The organism is Kluyvera sp. CRP, from assembly GCF_019930565.1.
In the GTDB taxonomy this organism is placed as follows: domain Bacteria; phylum Pseudomonadota; class Gammaproteobacteria; order Enterobacterales; family Enterobacteriaceae; genus Kluyvera; species Kluyvera georgiana_A.
In genome coordinates this window covers 25,673-41,734 of the sequence record NZ_CP082841.1, presented here as the reverse complement: position 1 = coordinate 41,734, position 16,062 = coordinate 25,673, and the positions used below count along the sequence as shown (strand labels likewise).

General features: G+C 50.5%; 13 protein-coding genes, 1 tRNA gene and 2 pseudogenes. 12 read left to right on the top strand and 4 right to left on the bottom strand.

What is annotated here, in order from left to right:
• Nucleotides 1-73 precede the first annotated feature (73 nt).
• Both frsA and crl read left to right on the top strand, forming a co-directional pair.
• Nucleotides 74-1,318, top strand: coding sequence for an esterase FrsA (frsA, locus tag K7B04_RS00210; protein WP_167576656.1), 1,245 nt, complete (start codon nucleotides 74-76; stop codon nucleotides 1,316-1,318).
• Between the two features lie 57 nt (nucleotides 1,319-1,375).
• Nucleotides 1,376-1,777, top strand: a complete 402-nt coding sequence (gene crl, locus K7B04_RS00205) for a sigma factor-binding protein Crl (protein WP_065357890.1) — start codon at nucleotides 1,376-1,378, stop codon at nucleotides 1,775-1,777.
• Between the two features lie 79 nt (nucleotides 1,778-1,856).
• Here the strand turns inward: crl and phoE are convergent, their stop codons facing one another.
• The gene (gene phoE / locus K7B04_RS00200; protein WP_223803264.1) at nucleotides 1,857-2,948 is read right to left on the bottom strand and encodes a phosphoporin PhoE; all 1,092 of its coding nucleotides are present in this window, start codon (nucleotides 2,946-2,948) and stop codon (nucleotides 1,857-1,859) included.
• Nucleotides 2,949-3,235: 287 nt separating this feature from the next.
• Between phoE and proB the strand changes: the two genes are divergently transcribed.
• From proB to K7B04_RS00170, 5 genes and pseudogenes are all read left to right on the top strand, one after another.
• On the top strand, nucleotides 3,236-4,339 hold the full coding sequence (gene proB, locus K7B04_RS00195) for a glutamate 5-kinase (RefSeq protein WP_163449475.1): 1,104 nt from the start codon (nucleotides 3,236-3,238) through the stop codon (nucleotides 4,337-4,339).
• 10 nt (nucleotides 4,340-4,349) lie between these two features.
• The gene (gene proA / locus K7B04_RS00190; RefSeq protein ID WP_223803263.1) at nucleotides 4,350-5,600 is read left to right on the top strand and encodes a glutamate-5-semialdehyde dehydrogenase; all 1,251 of its coding nucleotides are present in this window, start codon (nucleotides 4,350-4,352) and stop codon (nucleotides 5,598-5,600) included.
• Nucleotides 5,601-5,713: 113 nt separating this feature from the next.
• Nucleotides 5,714-5,789, top strand: a tRNA-Thr gene (locus tag K7B04_RS00185).
• 987 nt (nucleotides 5,790-6,776) lie between these two features.
• On the top strand, nucleotides 6,777-7,127 hold the full coding sequence (tnpB, locus tag K7B04_RS00175) for an IS66 family insertion sequence element accessory protein TnpB (protein ID WP_223803261.1): 351 nt from the start codon (nucleotides 6,777-6,779) through the stop codon (nucleotides 7,125-7,127).
• A 30-nt stretch (nucleotides 7,128-7,157) separates the two neighbouring features.
• Nucleotides 7,158-7,562 (top strand): annotated as a pseudogene (locus K7B04_RS00170) (transposase); the annotation flags it as partial.
• Nucleotides 7,563-7,819: 257 nt separating this feature from the next.
• Here the strand turns inward: K7B04_RS00170 and K7B04_RS00165 are convergent.
• Nucleotides 7,820-8,491 carry an EAL domain-containing protein gene (locus K7B04_RS00165; RefSeq protein WP_223803260.1) on the bottom strand — a complete coding sequence of 224 codons (672 nt, stop codon included), beginning with the start codon at nucleotides 8,489-8,491 and terminating at the stop codon, nucleotides 7,820-7,822.
• Nucleotides 8,492-9,142: 651 nt separating this feature from the next.
• On the opposite strand from K7B04_RS00165, the gene K7B04_RS00160 reads away from it, so the two are divergent.
• The 4 genes from K7B04_RS00160 (at nucleotide 9,143) to istB (ending at nucleotide 12,750) form a co-directional block, all read left to right on the top strand.
• On the top strand, nucleotides 9,143-9,436 hold the full coding sequence (locus tag K7B04_RS00160) for a hypothetical protein (protein ID WP_223803259.1): 294 nt from the start codon (nucleotides 9,143-9,145) through the stop codon (nucleotides 9,434-9,436).
• A gap of 231 nt (nucleotides 9,437-9,667) precedes the next feature.
• A complete protein-coding gene (locus tag K7B04_RS00155; RefSeq protein WP_223803258.1) occupies nucleotides 9,668-10,150 on the top strand; it encodes a hypothetical protein in 483 nt (160 codons plus the stop codon).
• Between the two features lie 348 nt (nucleotides 10,151-10,498).
• Complete coding sequence (istA, locus tag K7B04_RS00150; RefSeq protein ID WP_223803257.1) at nucleotides 10,499-11,998, top strand: IS21 family transposase; 1,500 nt, start codon at nucleotides 10,499-10,501, stop codon at nucleotides 11,996-11,998.
• Nucleotides 11,995-12,750, top strand: a complete 756-nt coding sequence (gene istB, locus K7B04_RS00145; RefSeq protein ID WP_223803256.1) for an IS21-like element ISEc10 family helper ATPase IstB — start codon at nucleotides 11,995-11,997, stop codon at nucleotides 12,748-12,750. Before istA ends, istB begins: the two co-directional genes overlap by 4 nt.
• 386 nt (nucleotides 12,751-13,136) lie before the next feature.
• Here the strand turns inward: istB and K7B04_RS00140 are convergent, their stop codons facing one another.
• Nucleotides 13,137-13,361: a hypothetical protein gene (locus K7B04_RS00140; RefSeq protein WP_223803255.1), complete on the bottom strand. Its 225-nt coding sequence runs from the start codon at nucleotides 13,359-13,361 to the stop codon at nucleotides 13,137-13,139.
• Nucleotides 13,362-13,534: 173 nt separating this feature from the next.
• Here K7B04_RS00140 and K7B04_RS00135 point away from each other — a divergent pair.
• Nucleotides 13,535-14,577 (top strand): annotated as a pseudogene (locus K7B04_RS00135) (IS481 family transposase).
• A gap of 433 nt (nucleotides 14,578-15,010) precedes the next feature.
• On the opposite strand, the gene bioB reads toward K7B04_RS00135, so the two are convergent.
• The gene (gene bioB / locus K7B04_RS00130; RefSeq protein ID WP_196551410.1) at nucleotides 15,011-16,045 is read right to left on the bottom strand and encodes a biotin synthase BioB; all 1,035 of its coding nucleotides are present in this window, start codon (nucleotides 16,043-16,045) and stop codon (nucleotides 15,011-15,013) included.
• Nucleotides 16,046-16,062 lie beyond the last annotated feature (17 nt).

Here is a 16,062-nt window from a genome sequence, read left to right as displayed (position 1 = left end):
ATGCCGGGCGTTGTTTTTTTTAATGTCCCACGCGTTACAATGGATTAAAGATCGTATCCATGGAGGTTTTGTGATGCCAGAAGCTAATCTCAGCGAAACGCTATTTAAGCCGCGTTTTAAACACCCTGAAACGTCCACGCTGGTACGCCGGTTCAGTAGCGGTGAAGCTCCAAGCATGCAGTCTGCGCTGAGCGGCAGCACCGTACCGCACTGGTATCGAATGATTAATCGTCTGATGTGGATCTGGCGTGGCGTCTCGCCGCAGGAAATTCTCGACGTGCAGGCGCGTATCGTCATGAGTACTGCCGAACGCACCGACGATGAGCTGTACGACACCGTGGTGGGCTATCGCGGCGGCAACTGGATTTACGAGTGGTCAACGCAGGCGATGCAGTGGCAGCAGAAGGCCATGCAGGAGCAGGACGAGACCCTCAGCGGCCGTCACTGGCTGCATGCCTCTAATCTTTATAGCATTGCCGCCTATCCGCACCTGAAGGGGGATGACCTCGCCGAACAGGCACAGGCGCTGGCGAACCGTGCTTATGAAGAGGCCGCCAAACGTCTGCCGGGGTCAATGCGGGAACTGGAGTTTGCGATTCCCGGCGGCGCGCCAATCACCGGTTTTCTGCATATGCCTAAAGGTGATGGCCCGTTCCCGACGGTACTGATGTGCGGCGGATTGGATGGCCTGCAAAGCGACTATTACAGCCTGTACGAGCGTTATTTTGCCCCGCTTGGCATTGCGATGTTGACGGTGGACATGCCGTCGATCGGTTTTTCTTCCAAATGGAAGCTAACCCAGGATTCCAGCATGCTGCATCAGCACGTGATTAAGCAGCTGCGCGATGTTCCCTGGGTGGATCATACCCGCCTCGCGGCTTTTGGCTTCCGCTTCGGCGCTAACATCGCCGTACGTCTGGCCTATCTGGAAGCGCAGAATCTGAAGGCCGTGGCCTGCCTTGGTCCGGTGGTCCATAGCCTGCTGAGCGATCCGCTGCGTCAGGGCCGCGTGCCGGAAATGTACCTCGACGTCCTGGCCTCGCGTTTAGGTATGCACGATGCCTCTGATGAAGCATTGCGCGTGGAGCTGAACCGCTATTCGCTGAAAACCCAGGGTTTACTGGGGCGCCGCTGCCCGACACCGATGCTTTCCGGCTACTGGGATAACGATCCTTTCAGCCCGGAGGAAGAGTCACGGCTGATCGTTTCGTCATCGGCGCAGGGCAAGCTGATGCCGATTCCGTTTAACCCGGTGTATCGTAATTTTGATAAGGCGCTGAAGGAAATTGCCGGGTGGATCAACAATAGATTTTGTTAATATATTGATAAATTCTATTGATTTGGTAAAACAGTTGCATCACTAAAGGAGATCGCAATGACGTTACCGAGTGGACACCCGAAGAGTAGATTGATCAAGAAATTCACTGCGCTTGGCCCCTATATCCGCGAAGAACAGTGCCAGGACAACCGCTTTTTTTTCGACTGCCTGGCCGTTTGCGTTAACGTAAAACCCGCGCCAGAGAAGCGTGAGTTCTGGGGCTGGTGGATGGAAATGGAAGCTGAAGAGCATCGTTTCACCTACAGCTACCAGTTCGGCCTGTTCGACAAAGAGGGAACGTGGCAGGCTGTCGCGATCAAAGACCCGGAGGTCGTAGAACGTCTGCAGCAAACGCTGCGTGGTTTCCACGAGCGGGCGAGCGAACTGCTGAAGAGCCTGGATTTAGCGCTGGAACCTGCCGACGGTTTTGCGAATGAAGCGGTGAAGCGCACGGCTTAATAATAAAGGCCCGATATTTTCGGGCCTTGATATTCGGTCATAAAAAAGGCCTCCATCTGGAGGCCTTTTTCGTATTATCTTAGAACTGGTAGGTCATCCCGACAGCAACCACGTCGTCGGTCATAATAGCCAGACGTTTGGTCACCGCATCTTCATCGATCAGGTTGATTTTATAATCGACAAATGCCGACATATTTTTGTTGAAATAGTAGGTCGCGCCGACATCAACATATTTCATCAGATCCTGATCGCCAATCCCGTTATCCAGATCTTTGCCTTTCATCTGCACGTAGCCGAGTGACGGACGCAGACCGAAATCAAACTGATATTGCGCCACCGCTTCAAAGTTTTGCGCTTTGTTCGCAAAGCCCTGGTCGGCGGAAACCAGACCTTTAATTGGGGTCATATTACGGGTTTCGGTATAAATCATCGCGAGGTAAATATTATTGGCGTCATATTTTACGCCGGTGCCCCAGGATTCAGCATTCTTACCGCCTTTCGCCAGCGATTTTGCCTGCTGTATGTCGGTGCGGTCAGAGTTGGTGTACGCCGCGCTGATCGCGAAGTCGCTGCCGCCGAAATCATAAGACAGAGAAGTGCCGAAACCGTCGCCGTTGGCGGTGGCATAGGTGCTACGGTCATTTTTACCCTGATATTGCAGGGTTAAATCCAGACCGTCGACCACACCAAAGAAATCGGTGTTACGGTAGGTGGCCAGGCCGCTTGAGCGCTTGGTCATAAAGTTATCGGTTTTGGCGGTAGAGTCACCACCGAATTCCGGGAACATATCGGTCCACGCTTCAACATCGTACAGCGCGCCGAGGTTACGACCGTAATCAAAAGAACCAAAGTCTTTTAATTTCAGACCGGCAAAAGCCAGACGTGTTTTCTGCGAAGAAGCGCTACCGCCTTCGTCGTTATTACCGGCAAATTCAGATTCCCAGCGGCCATAACCGGTCAACTGATCGTTAATTTTTGTTTCGCCTTTAAAACCAAAACGCACGTAGGTTTTATCGCCATCAGCGCTGGAGTCATCGCTCATATAGTGCATGGCTTTGACTTTGCCGTAGACGTCCAGTTTATTACCATCTTTGTTATAAACTTCTGCGGCCATAGCTGAAGACGACGCAATAATACCCATCATTGTTAATGCCAGAGCTGTTTTTTGCATTTCTCAATCCCGGTTTTTTTATACTTAAAAGAGTGCTGTGAAAGACCACTGTGAAAAAACAGGAACGTTTTTATCCCGCTCGTGTTAAAAATTTATGACAAAGTTCTATTGAATATAAAAAAGTATGATTAATTTTTTCTGTCATAAAATTGTCAACATTTGCCTCCAGGCTGTCTGATCCCGCGCAACAAAACCCCGGCTTTCTGCGCTGCCTGTTGGCAAGCGGGCTGACTCCTGTTACAACGTTTGTTTGGATCGATACTTCTTCTTTTTAACGGCAGAGAATCATGAGTGATAGTCAGACGCTGGTGGTCAAACTGGGCACCAGTGTTTTAACAGGCGGATCGCGCCGCCTGAATCGCGCGCATATTGTTGAACTGGTTCGCCAGTGCGCCCAGCTCCATGCAGCTGGACATCGAATTGTCATTGTAACGTCAGGAGCGATTGCCGCCGGGCGTGAGCATCTGGGTTACCCTGAACTGCCCGCGACTATCGCTTCTAAACAGCTGCTTGCTGCCGTTGGCCAGAGCCGCTTAATTCAGCTGTGGGAACAGCTCTTCTCCATTTATGGCATTCACGTTGGTCAGATGCTGCTGACTCGCGCCGATATGGAAGACCGCGAACGTTTCCTTAACGCGCGCGATACCCTGCGCGCGCTGCTGGACAACAACATTGTTCCGGTAATTAACGAGAACGACGCCGTCGCGACGGCGGAAATTAAAGTGGGCGACAACGATAATCTCTCCGCGCTGGCGGCGATTCTGGCGGGCGCGGATAAACTGCTGTTGCTGACCGATCAGCAGGGGCTGTTCACCGCCGATCCGCGCAGCAATCCTGACGCTGAGCTGATTAAAGATGTTTACGGTGTGGATGACGCGCTGCGCGCCATTGCCGGCGACAGCGTCTCCGGCCTGGGCACGGGCGGCATGGGCACCAAGCTGCAGGCCGCAGATGTCGCCTGCCGCGCGGGTATCGACACCATTATTGCCGCTGGCAGCCTGCCGGGCGTGATTGGCGACGTGATGGCGAATATCTCCGTCGGCACGCGTTTCCACGCCCAGGATACACCGCTTGAGAACCGCAAACGCTGGATCTTTGGCGCACCGCCAGCCGGTGAACTGATTGTGGATGAAGGCGCGACCTCCGCCATTCTGGAGCGTGGAAGTTCATTACTTCCAAAAGGTATTAAAAACGTGACAGGCAACTTCTCTCGTGGTGAAGTGATCCGTATTCGTAGCCTTGCAGGCCGCGACATCGCTCACGGCGTAAGCCGTTACAACAGCGATGCGCTGCGCCTTATCGCCGGGCACCACTCGCAGGAAATTGACGACATTCTCGGCTACGAGTATGGCCCGGTTGCCGTGCATCGCGACGACATGATTACCCGCTAAGGAGTTCGACATGCTGGAACAAATGGGCATTGCCGCCAGGCAGGCCTCCTATACGCTGGCGCAGTTATCCTGCCGTGAGAAAAACCGGGTTCTGGAAACTATTGCCGATCATCTGGAATCTCAAAGTGAAGAGATTCTTGTGGCTAACGCCGAAGATTTAGCCCAGGCGCGCGAAAACGGCCTGAGCGAAGCCATGCTCGATCGCCTGGCGCTGACGCCTGCTCGTCTGACGGCGATTGCCAACGACGTCCGCCAGGTCTGCGTGCTGGCCGACCCGGTAGGGCAGGTGATTGACGGCGGGCTGCTCGACAGCGGCTTACGCATCGAACGCCGCCGCGTACCGCTCGGCGTGATTGGCGTGATTTATGAAGCCCGCCCGAACGTCACCGTTGACGTGGCGGCGCTGTGCCTGAAAACCGGCAACGCCGCGATTCTGCGCGGCGGTAAAGAGACGTATCGCACCAACGCCGCCACCGTTGGCGTTATCCAACGCGCGCTGAAAGAGTGCGGTCTGCCAGAAGCAGCCGTTCAGGCCATCGACAATCCGGATCGCGCGCTGGTGAGCGAGATGCTGCGTATGGATAAGTATATCGATATGCTGATCCCTCGCGGCGGTGCGGGTCTGCACAAGCTGTGCCGTGAGCAGTCGACGATTCCGGTTATTACCGGTGGTATCGGCGTTTGTCATATTTATATTGATGACAGCGCAGAGATTGAAGCGGCGCTGAAGATTATCGTCAATGCGAAAGCCCAGCGCCCGAGCGCCTGTAATAGCGTGGAAACGCTGCTGGTGAATCAATCCATCGCCGATCGCTTCCTGCCAGCGCTGAGCCAGCAGATGGCCGAAAGCGGCATTACGCTGCACGGCGATGAGACGGTGATGCGCGAGCTGAAAGGCCCGGCAACGCTGGTGCCGCTGAAGCCGGAAGAGCTTGATAACGAGTACCTGTCGCTGCATCTCAACGTGGTGCTGGTGCCGGATATTGACAGCGCCATTACACACATCCGCCAACACGGCACCCAGCACTCCGATGCGATCCTGACCCGCACCCTGAGCAACGCCAACCGTTTTATCAACGAAGTGGACTCCTCCGCGGTGTACGTCAACGCCTCCACCCGTTTCACCGATGGTGGCCAGTTCGGCCTGGGTGCAGAAGTGGCGGTGAGCACCCAGAAACTCCACGCGCGCGGCCCAATGGGCCTTGAAGCACTGACCACCTACAAGTGGATCGGCTTCGGCGAAGATACCATTCGTGCGTAATTGAAAACGGGCGATGCAAAAATAGGCGGTTGATTAATCTGACTATTGACGCATCGCCCGGTTAGTTTTAACCTTTTACCCCGTAATTCACGCTCGTGAACACCTCTTGCAGGGCCGATATAGCTCAGTTGGTAGAGCAGCGCATTCGTAATGCGAAGGTCGTAGGTTCGACTCCTATTATCGGCACCATATAAATCAATTGGTTACAGTTTTTTATCTGCATATAATTCTACTGTTTTCTCTCTCCGCGTACTTACTGGCGTACTTATTTAACATGCCATAGCTGAGTGCTATGTGCCCGTTCTAAAACAGATTCTGACCTTACAGACGCTTTTTCATCCCGAAGGCTGGGTGAGGTTCAGTTGCTATTTTAAGCACAACAGATAAATGTGTTACGTTAGATCGACTGTACGCGGGCGTAGCACTTGAGAAAAGCACCAGTCATCTGCGAGAAACCAAGACTTGAGTAGAGCGCTACGTTCAGTTATCCGAGCAGGCTATCGACTTTCTCAAGGTTCTACCCCTTACCTCCTGCGTATTCTGGCGAAGATGAACGGTCTTTCCCCTTGTGTCTAGTTGCCGCTTACTTTTTTGTAGGAGAGTGACTATGCCTGTGGATTGGCCCCTATGTTTCCATACACTTTTTATCACTTAACCCATTACTGGTTCGTCGCCGCAGATATTCCGTAAGCGTCAAGCCACTGCCGCCTGTTGCGATTACTAACGATTGACGATGATAGAGTCCTCTTATTAACGTTAATGGACTCTATCAATGTCAAATACTCTTCAGCCCCGCAGAGCGCGGGCGTCCTACTCAATGGACTTTAAGCTGGATCTCGTCGAAAAGTCATATCTCCCTGGAGCCTGTGTTGCCCGGCTGGCGCGGGATAATGGAATTAATGACAATCTGCTGTTTACCTGGCGCCAGCGTTACAGACACCTTCTGCCCGATGAAATACAACGGTCAATCAGAAAGCAAGACTCTGTTATCCCCGTTGTCCTGCCTGATATGGTCCTGTCACACCATACTGAGCCGCACTATAAATCCGCCGCTCCAGCCTGCCGCGAGGCCATGACATGTGAGGTAACTGTCGGCGGTGCCAGCCTGCGTCTGTCCGGGGACTTATCACCTGCACTCCTGAAAACGCTGATCCGTGAGCTGAGCGGGAGGAGCCGATGATACCCTTACCGTCAGGCACCCGTATCTGGCTGGTTGCCGGGGTCACCGATATGTGTAAGTCCTTCAATGGTCTGGGCGAACTGGTCCAGCATGTTCTTGATGACAATCCGTTCTCCGGCCATCTGTTTATCTTCCGGGGCCGCAAGGGTGATACCGTAAAAATCCTCTGGGCGGATGCTGACGGACTGTGCCTGTTTACCAAACGGCTTGAAGTAGGCCAGTGTATCTGGCCTACTGTACGCGACGGAAAAATCGCCATCACCCGCTCACAACTGGCCATGCTCCTCGATAAGCTGGACTGGCGCCAGCCTAAAACTGCACGCCTTAACTTACTGACGATGTTGTAAAAAGCCCTTGACCGCATTGTAAATGGGGTCATGAGTCAGGACTATCTCGCCTGTATCGCTGCGCTGGAAGACGCGCTTCGCCAGAAAGACAGCCAGCCCAGTCTCGTTGCTGAGACTGAGTCGTTCCTGCGTTCGGCGCTGGCCCGCGCAGAAGAGAAAATAGAGAACGAAGAGCGGGAAATAGAGCATCTGCGGGCTCAGATAGAAAAACTGCGCCGAATGCTGTTCGGTACCCGCTCAGAAAAGCTGCGCCGGCAGGCTGAAGAAGCCGAAGCCCTGCTGAAACAGCAGGAGCAGCAAAGCGATCGTTACAACGGCCGGGATAACGACCCACAGATTCCGCGCCAGCTTCGCCAGTCCCGTCACCGCCGCCCGTTACCGGAACATCTTCCGCGCGAGAACTACCGACTGGAGCCTGCGGAAAGTTGCTGTCCGGCAAATGTTTGGCCGGGCAGGGTTCGAGTTACTGAGGCGACAGGTGATGAGTCCTCTGGCATGAAAATCTCCACCCAAGTTGCGGAAGACCCAGTTTTGCGCCGTTGGTAACACTTGCGGATTATGTCGATTTTACAGCGAGAGCCTCACAAGCCAGGCTTCACACAGTCGTTAATGTTGGCTGTAAACAGCTGTCAAAGTAGTTCAGGCGGGTGATACATCAAAGGGGCGTAAGCCCCTTTTTGATGTTTTCAACACTACAGCAATAAATCCACGTTTTTAAAAGGGACAGATTTAAAAAGATACCCCTGTAATCCCCAAACGCCTACCTCACGCAGTATTCCCATACGTTCTCTGTCCTCAATCCCTTCAATAATAATTTTGTCGCAGTGCTTTTTAATTGATGCAATTAACTGGTTGAAGGTTGGTTTCTGCACCTGCTCATTAAAGAAGCAGCGATCTACCTTTACAACCTCAAAGTATCCTTCCATCAAACTAACTATATTCGCGTTTCCTGCGCCAAGGTCATCGAGCCATAGCCCATTTACACCCTGGCTCAGTGACTTTAACAAGGGGCTTTTCAATCCTTTGTCTAAGCCAGGGAAATGCTCAGAAAGCTCAAGTTTGATGAATGGCATAGCTTCAAACGCTTTTATCAATGTGTGATCGTGTCGTACGAGAAAAGCCATTTGTTGATCAATGTTTAGTGTACAAAACAGATTATTCCGTTCTAACCACTTTTGTTTGCTGGCAATGATAACGCATTGTTCGTACAGAAATAGCCGCTTCTTATCCAAATCCCAGGATGAAATCACATACTCCGGATGATGTGAGCGCCCTTCACTGGAATTGAAACGAGTGAGAAGCTCAACGCCCAATAACTTCTCGTCAATGCTCACTATTGGTTCTGCGATAAATTCAGTCTGCATGAGTCTACTCCGTGAGTGTAACAGACTGATAATGATGTATTTAAAAAAACGATCAATAAAAACGATCAATTAGCAATATATTATCGATAATAACGATTGGTGTAAATATTTGATTAAGCTGGTAAAAAATAAATCAAGACTATTCCTAATCATGGTGTAGGTATGGGTTCTGATGGATTATGCTCTACTCAGTAATATTGGAGGTTGTGACGGTCATGTACCATCCTACGTACCCAGAATGATTTTACGTCATTCAATGAGCAATTTTGGAGTGTGTTACTGGGTACATAGATAGTGAATCATTTTCAGCGTTACAGGTGGAATTTCATCTTCGTTAGACCGAATTGTGAATGTGGGAGCCAGCAAAACCGAGAAAATCCGGAGCCTCGAGAGTTCATACTAATCAGTGGCTACCATCGTAAATCAGCAATACTGTTGCTGAACGGTGCTGTAACCTAAGGTAGCCAACAGCGTCGCTCAGCCCCGGCTCGTTCGGTTTATGGCGCAGCCGTTTAACAGCTTCTGAGTGTCCTCTGAGAAGCTTTTAACCGCTTGTGTGGCTAACGTCTCAGAGCGTTACTGCCCCAGCTTATTCCAGATATCGAGAAACACGGGCATATCAGTCTGAATCCGAGACTGCGCGATCAGCTTATGCAAATCAGTGCGTCCTCCATTGATCGCCTGCTGAAAGAAGCACATACCACTGCGGGCAAAAAGCGTAACCGGGTGGTTAACCGCGTCAGCAAAAGTATCCCGGTCAGGATGTTCACTGAACATGAGCGCCATTCACCGGGGTTTATGGCGATGGATCTCGTGGCACACTGTGTCCGGCATCTCTCTGGTACCTTTTTGTGGATGTTGTCGCTGAGCGATATCGCCAGCGGGGGGACAGAATGTGTGGCGCTGCCAGCCCGTAACGCAGAATTGATCATCCGGGGCTGTTGATAAGGTTCAAAAGAGTCTGCCAATCCCCGCTTCTCGGCCTTGATGTTGATAACGGAGCCGAATTTATCAACGAAGCCTTATTTTGAATACTGTTCTGCCAGATGTATCGCACTAACCCATTCCTGGCCATACCGAAAAAACGATCAGGCCTGGATAGAGCAAAAAAACGACTCAGTGGTCAGAAAGCTGGCGGGATATGGTCGTCTCGACGGTTAGCAATCAGTAATAGCGATGAACCAGATGTACATGGCTAATCGATTGTTTATTAATTTCTTTCAGCCATCGTTCAAGCTTCTGGAGACGCAACGTATTGGCGGGAAAACGGTTCGCAGGCATGACGCTCCCAAAACGCCCTATAACCGCCTGATAGAACTACATACCCTGCGTGCTGAGCTCCGAGGCCATTTTGACGATATCACCCACGCGCCAGCCCCTTTGAAGCTGCTGGAAACCATTCAACTTTATCAGCACCAGTTGGCGCGAATAGCTGTCGGGGATCCTGTCGGAGACAAAAACAGCGATTTAACCGTGTTTTTGCAAGGGCTCTCCGTAATCTGGCAGAAAGGGGCTGTAAATCCTTTATATCATCCAGCACCATCCAAACCTCGCCACTGGCGAACCAGGGCTGATCCCTTTACAGACGTCTGGAACGAAATAGAATGTTGGCTGAAAGATGAAGCCGCACCGAACTACTTCTCAGGCTCGAAGACATAGATCCGGGGAAATTCACCGAAGGCCATCGCAGAACACTGCAACGCAGGTTGCAGGAATGGCGGGGCAACGTTGTCAGAGAACTGGTCTACGGAACTCGTTCTGATAGTAGCATTTTAACTGAAGCAGGAAAGTAACATTAACTGGTGAGGCAACACGCAGGCAAAACTAGTTCACGTTTAATACGCAGGGGATTGGAGTGGCTTCGTGGCATATTATGGGGCTAAATCAAGTACCATACTCTCTCAAGTCAGGGAGTATGAGACGACAATAACTCAGTCCGGTTAGCGCTGATTATTCTGGCCGATTTTGTAATCTGAGCACCATGTTCATGATCCCACAGGAAATGGCGTGACGCTCAATACTCATCAGGTCAGTTATTACATGACTCAGCGTAAAAAAGGTGTAACCCAGCATAACTCGGCTATGAAGGCCGGTATCTCTGTTCGCTCAGGTCGCAGGATCGAAAAAGATCAGTGGTCTAAAACCGGTAATCGTCACTGGCGGACACGTAAAGATCCGCTTGAGGCCGTCTGGGACAGCGAGCTTGTTCCCCTGTTGAAGGAAAGACCTGCTCTGATGCCCACGACCCTGCTGGAAATGCTGCAGGATAAATATCCCGGTCAGTACCCCAGCAGTCTTCGCAGGACGATGCAGCGGCGGGTGCGCGAGTGGAAGCTGCAGTATGGTGCCGAGCAGGAAGTGATGTTCCGGCAACTTCATCAGCCTGGCCTGCGCGGCCTGTCGGACTTTACCGAGCTGAAAGGTGTAGTTGTCACCATCGGTGGCAAGTTATTGACGCATAAGCTGTACCACTTCCGCCTGGAGTGGAGCCACTGGAGCTGGATGCGGGTTGTACTGGGTGGTGAGAGCTTCTCTGCCCTGGCTGAAGGCCTGCAGGAAGCCCTCGGGCAACTGGGTGGCGTACCAACAGAGCATAAAACGGACAGCCTGCGGGCAGCATGGAAACACCAGGGCGAAGACGGGCGCCGCGAGCTGACTGAGCGCTATGCTGCCCTCTGCCAGCACTACGGTATGCAGGGCGTGCACAATAATGCCGGTCGTGGCCACGAAAATGGTTCAGTTGAAAGCGCCCACGGGCATCTGAAAAGACGGATCCGCCAGGCGCTGATGCTGAGGGGCAGTAACGACTTCAGCACTGTGGAAGAATACCAGGCCTTCATCACTCAGCAGGTCATGCGGCACAACCGCAACAACCAGGATCTGGTGAAAGAAGAGCGCCCCCATCTGAAACCACTGCCGCTGCGTCGCAGCGCCGACTACGACGAACTGACGGTGAGGGTCAGTAGCAGCAGTACCATCAACGTCAGGCACGTCGTCTACAGCGTCCCTTCCAGACTTGTCGGTCAGCTGTTACGCATCCGCTTGTGGGATGATCGCCTGAGCTGTTACGTGGGTAGCAGTGAAGTGATGAGCTGCGCCCGCGTCAGGCCAGAAAAAGGGAAAACCCGGGCCAGGCGCATCGACTTCCGGCATGTGATCGACAGTCTGGCGAAAAAGCCCGGTGCGTTCTGCCATGCCACGCTGAGAAATGACATCCTGCCGGACGATGAATGGCGAAAACTGTGGCGTCGCCTGTGCAATCATCTGGAGCCTGAGATGGCCGGTCGCCTGATGGTACACGCCCTGAAACTGGCGGCGGGCTATGACGATATCTCGATCGTGGCACGGGGGATGGAGCAGATGCTGAATACCCCGGGTGAGCTGGATCTGCACCGCCTGATGCGGTTCCTGGGGATAAAGGAAAAGGAGCTGCCGGCAGTCAGTGTGGTTCAGCACAACCTGAGCAGTTATGAACAGCTGTTACGCGGCAAAGGAGGTCTGCAGTGAGCAATATCCACCACCTTGAGCGTAGTCTGCGCAAACTGCGTCTGACCCGCGTCAGCGCTGAATGGCATGCGCTGGAGAAACGCGCTCTGGCAGAGGGCTGGACCCCGTCACGCTATCTGCTGACGCTGTGCAATGAAGAACTCCTGTGGCGCGAGAGCGAAAAACTGCGCCGCTATAAAAAGGAAGCCCGGTTGCCGGTGGCGAAAACGCTGGGTGAGTATGACTTCAGCCAGGTGCCGGAACTGAATAACGCTCAGTTCCGGCAGCTCTGCGAAACGACAGACTGGGTTGATGCCGGAGAAAACGTCCTGTTGTTCGGTGCCAGCGGCCTGGGGAAAAGCCATCTGGCGGCAGCGATCGTGGATGGCGTTGTAGGACTGGGCTACCGGGCCCGGTTCTACAGTGCCGGAGAGCTGCTGCAGGAGCTGCGAAAAGCGCGGACACAACTGAAACTGAACGAGCTTCTGCTGAAACTGGATCGCTACCGGGTGATAGTGATAGACGACCTCGGGTATGTCAAACGCGACAACGCGGAAACGGGTGTGCTGTTCGAGCTGATCGCCCATCGTTATGAGCGCGGCAGTCTGGTCATCACCAGCAATCATCCGTTCAGCACGTGGGGCAGCATCTTCGTGGATGAAACGATGGCGGTGGGAGCAGCGGACAGGCTGATCCATCACGGATATATGTTTGAGCTAAAAGGAGAAAGTTACCGGAAGAAGACAGCGAAGGCAGTAACCAGCGTGGCTTAAAACCTCGCTAAATGGATGCGGCCAGAGTAGTTGGCGCCAGTCGGCAAAACTAGTTGACGTCTAATACAGGGAGGTATTGTCGCCGTTGTGGTTATCTTATAATGAAAATTTATCCGGAGGTCACAATCCCAAGTCGAAACCACATAAAGACGACAGGTTGGATATCAAAATTGAAGAAATAATAGACTGTCAAATAGATATTCATCAAAGTATCACCGTTGGAACGGTAGAGGACTTTATTGAACGAAAGTAATAAGGTTTAAAATATTATCAAGATTGGCTTATCTGGAGTTGACTTATAAAACATCGCGATTTTTTTATTTATGGTAGGACTGCTTAGAGTCATGATTTAATTTTCTATAAGCAGTTCCTGGAGGTCGATGAACTTAATTAACCGAGAATGTTTGTACTTTGCACACTACGTTGGGTAAATTTTTATTGATACCTGCAGAGGTTGTAATGGTGCTGACCTTGCACATGCCTGGTCGATGAGAATTCATAATGAAAGGAGCGTTAGCAGGAAGTTCTTTTTCTGGTACAGTTGCCGGGTGTTTAACTAACCAATATAAAGTGGCTATAGCCATAAAGGTGAATGTGATAATCTTTTTCATGGGTTTTCCTTTTGGAGTAAACTATGAATTATTTCACCCAAAAGGATGCTGTTGTCGGCCATCGGTTGACTTGTATTGGTCGCGACTTGATCTGACACATGGCCTCGAAAGGTTGAGAGTTACCGGTTTTGATATGAGTGTCGAATCCTTATACAAAACACGAGGTAACTCTCATGATTCATACTACCAATCCCGTCATCAAACACAAAGCTGGTTTACTCAATCTGGCTGAAGAACTCAGCAACGTATCAAAAGCTCGTAAAATCATGGGTGTTTCGCGTGATATGTTTTATCGTTATCGCGAGCTGGCCGATAAAGGCGGCGTGGATGCGCTGATAAACCGGAGTCGTCGCGCACCAAATCTTAAGAATCGTACCGACGATGCCACTGAACAAGCTGTTGTTGATTATGCCATTGCATTCCCGGCTCACGGGCAGCACCGGACCAGTAACTAGTTGCGTAAAAAGGGGGGTTTTATCTCCGGTAGTGGTGTCCGTTCCGTCTGGCTGCGTCATGACCTTGAGAACTTTAAAAAAACGCCTGAAAGCGCTGGAAGAAAAAGTGGTCCGTGAAGGTATAGAACTGACCGAAGCTCAGATAGTCGCACTGGAGCGTAAAGCCAGTGATGATGAGGCTTGTGGCGAAATTGAAACCGCTCATCCCGGCTATCTGGGTTCACAGGACACGTTCTATGTGGGCAACCTGAAAGGCGTTGGGTGTATTTATCAGCAGACATTCGTTGATACCTACTCGAAGGTTGCTCACTGCAAGCTCTACGTCACCAAAACGCCGATTACAGCAGCTGATTTACTGAATGATCGTGTACTGCCATTTTATGTGTCTCAGGGCCTGCTGATGCTGAGAATACTGACCGACAGAGGCACAGAGTATTGTGGCAAAGTGGAACATCATGATTATCAGCTTTATCTGGCGAAAAATGACATCGAACACACGAAAACTAAGGCGATGTCACTACAGACTAACGGCATCTGCGAGCGGTTCCATAAAACGATACTGAACGAGTTTTATCAGGTGGTGTTCCGCAAAAATTATATGGTGATCTTGATGCGTCACAATCGGATCTTGATGAATGGCTTGCTAACTATAATAATGAGCTAACCCATCAGGGAAAAATGTGTGTTGTGGGCGAACGCCTATGGAAACGTTACTCGATGGAAAGCGCATCTGGGCTGAGAAAAATCTAAGCCAGATGTAATCTGACAGATACCTGTATAAATAACCGGTAACTGTCAGATCAGGTCTGAGCTAATACATTTGACTCCTTTTAAGATAATTGTCTGATTAACCATTACCTTACCGGATATGCCGATGGTTCTCACCAACCTTCCGAATTTACACCACGTCCTAACACTCCACCAAAAATGGCGGATTGTTGCTATATGTAGATTATTGCTGCGTAAGCAATAAAACTTACTGTAATGCTATAAATGTAAAGTGGATTGGCCCCTATATTTCCAGAAACTTTTTTTGATGTTGGATTGAACATATCAATATCAGGCAATTACACAAATCTATGTGCAGGGTCTCTTAGAGCATCATTATCCGAAATTTTATTAACCTAATTTTTTTCGAAATAAGAAATCTAGCCAACCTTTGTTCAAAACAGAAGAGGAACCAGTTTCCTTTTCCTAACTTGCTGCATTATAAAACAACTCAGAATCCAAAGTGTCATCGATCCGACGTACTATGTCCCTAATGTCATTTTCATCATCAACGCATTCATCCAATTTCTGAGTCCTTAAGCCAAGTTTTTTAAAAAGCTCGGAATCAACATCATGCTCTGGATTTGAGGCGGTAAGAAGCTTACATCCATAAAATATTGAGTTTGCGCCAGCCATAAAGCACATTGCTTGCGTTTGCTCACTCATTTTTTCTCTACCAGCAGCAATTCTGATATATGATCTAGGCATTAATATTCTTGAGATGGCAATTATTCTTACATACTCGAACGGATCAATCGGGTCATTGTTCTCCAAGGGTGTTCCTTTGACTTTAACCAGCATGTTAATCGGTACACTTTCAGGTGATGGGGACAGGTTAGCGAGTTGTAAGAGTAAACTCATTCTGTCATTGGGCTTTTCACCTAAACCCAATATACCGCCAGAGCAGACTTTTATCCCTGTCTCCCTTACTCTGGCAATGGTGTCCAGTCTGTCCTGAAAGCTTCTGGTTGTAATAATACTCCCATAAAACTCAGGTGATGTGTCCAGATTATGGCTGTAATAATCGAGGCCTGCATCGGCTAAGCTTGATACTTGCTCTTTTGTTAACTTACCTAATGTCATGCAGGTTTCCATACCAAGCGCTTTGACTCCTTCTACCATCTTGATCAAAAATGGCATATCACGATCATGGGGGTTACTCCATGCGGCCCCCATGCAAAACCGTGTTGAACCTGACTCTTTGGCTTTCCTAGCCGTCTCCAGCACCTTTTCTACTTCCATAAGCTTTTCACTCTGCAGGCCAGTTTTATACCTTGCACTTTGAGAACAATATTTACAATCCTCTGGACAGCCGCCGGTCTTAACTGAAAGTAAAGTGCTCATCTGGATTTCGCTGGGGTCGAAATGTTTCCGGTGAGTAACTTGTGCGTCAAATATTAGTTCCAGAAGCGGCTTATCGAATAGCTCTTTTATCTCTTCTGGATACCATTTCTTTTCCATTATAAATACACCATTCT

Bases quoted from the DNA above. Each gene is read 5' to 3' on its own strand.
- frsA (WP_167576656.1), top strand. From the start codon at position 74: ATGCCAGAAGCTAATCTCAGCGAAACGCTATTTAAGCCGCGTTTTAAA.
- crl (WP_065357890.1), top strand. From the start codon at position 1,376: ATGACGTTACCGAGTGGACACCCGAAGAGTAGATTGATCAAGAAATTC.
- phoE (WP_223803264.1), bottom strand. From the start codon at position 2,948: ATGCAAAAAACAGCTCTGGCATTAACAATGATGGGTATTATTGCGTCG.
- proB (WP_163449475.1), top strand. From the start codon at position 3,236: ATGAGTGATAGTCAGACGCTGGTGGTCAAACTGGGCACCAGTGTTTTA.
- proA (WP_223803263.1), top strand. From the start codon at position 4,350: ATGCTGGAACAAATGGGCATTGCCGCCAGGCAGGCCTCCTATACGCTG.
- tnpB (WP_223803261.1), top strand. From the start codon at position 6,777: ATGATACCCTTACCGTCAGGCACCCGTATCTGGCTGGTTGCCGGGGTC.
- K7B04_RS00165 (WP_223803260.1), bottom strand. From the start codon at position 8,491: ATGCAGACTGAATTTATCGCAGAACCAATAGTGAGCATTGACGAGAAG.
- K7B04_RS00160 (WP_223803259.1), top strand. From the start codon at position 9,143: ATGCAAATCAGTGCGTCCTCCATTGATCGCCTGCTGAAAGAAGCACAT.
- K7B04_RS00155 (WP_223803258.1), top strand. From the start codon at position 9,668: ATGAACCAGATGTACATGGCTAATCGATTGTTTATTAATTTCTTTCAG.
- K7B04_RS00140 (WP_223803255.1), bottom strand. From the start codon at position 13,361: ATGAAAAAGATTATCACATTCACCTTTATGGCTATAGCCACTTTATAT.
- bioB (WP_196551410.1), bottom strand. From the start codon at position 16,045: ATGGAAAAGAAATGGTATCCAGAAGAGATAAAAGAGCTATTCGATAAG.